Annotated in this window: 1 protein-coding gene; it reads right to left on the bottom strand. The window is 64.1% G+C overall.

The annotated features are described in order from the left end of the window. Positions 1–321: 321 nt before the first annotated feature. Positions 322–1,125, bottom strand: an 804-nt coding sequence (locus tag ACFOSH_RS42690; protein WP_378247295.1) for an IS701 family transposase, incomplete at its 5' end; no start/stop codon positions are given.

The raw sequence follows: 1,125 nt of genomic DNA, 5'->3' as shown, positions 1-1,125 counted from the left end.
AGGAGGGTGTTCAGTTCTTTCGTCACGGTTTGATCTTGGACACCCTCCTCCCGGCCATCACACCGGCCTCCTTCACGTGATCTTCACGGAATCAATCATCTAGGTGTGGTCAGCGAGACGCAGAGTGAGCCGGATTCTCCGACTAGTACTGCAACGGCACTTGCGCGAGTGGGTAGCCTCGTAGTTTGTAGTGGCTGAGGCGGGCTTGGTGTTGTCGTCGGCGGCGGAAGTGTGACCAGTGCCAGATGTGGTCGGTGGCGTCGGCGACACGCAGGACGAGTGTAGTGAGCAGGCGTCGGATCTCCGGTAGCGTGAATCCGATCATGTCTGGTTCGTCGACACCGATTCCCCTTTTATGGCAAGGGATCGTGATACGGCGAGCCAGGCGTGGGCGAGCATGGACAGGGTGACATGGGCGTACCAGGCTCGCCAGGATCGGACTTGGTAGTGGTCGAGCCCGGCTTCGTTTTTGGCTTGCTGGAAGCATTCCTCGATCCGCCAGCGGAATCCGGCGATCCAGGCCAGGTCCAGCAGGGTGGACCTGCGAGGCCCGTAGCAGACGTAGTAGGCGATCTCGGTCGGATCAGAGATCGAGCGGCGGGCGAGCAGCCAGTGCCCGCGCCCGGCCAGCCAGGCGATACGGATCGGCGTCCGTGCCCAGTCGTACTCGCGGGGGCCGTGCGCGCCGGCGCCGACCGACAACCGCCGCCACGAGCGCTCGGGCAGGGCGGCAATCAGCTCGTCGGCGCGGGTTTCACGGCCTTTCGTGGTGATCAGGGTGTCGTTGACCTTGGTGGCCAGCACATGCGCGGCGTCGCGCTCTTCCAGCCATGTCCGCAGATACTTCACCTGTCCATACGCCTCATCAGCGGTGATCCACGAGAATGGCACGCCGGCGTCGAACGCGCGCGCCAGCATCGCCATCGCCTGCCTCGGTTTGGTCTCGAACTCGATCTCGTCCGGGATCCCGGACGCGCGGGCACGGTCCCGGTCGGCGATCCAGGGCTCCGGCAGATACAGCTCCCGATCAATCAGCACATGACCACGCGCGGATGCATACGCCAGGAAAGTCCCAATCTGGCAGTTCTCGATCCGGCCGGCGGTGCCGGAATACTGCCGCTGCAC

The sequence above is a fragment of the Amycolatopsis speibonae genome (assembly GCF_042647925.1).
GTDB lineage: Bacteria > Actinomycetota > Actinomycetes > Mycobacteriales > Pseudonocardiaceae > Amycolatopsis > Amycolatopsis speibonae.
The sequence above is the reverse complement of the archived record's forward strand: the minus strand, read 5'-3'. Positions and strand labels throughout refer to the sequence as shown.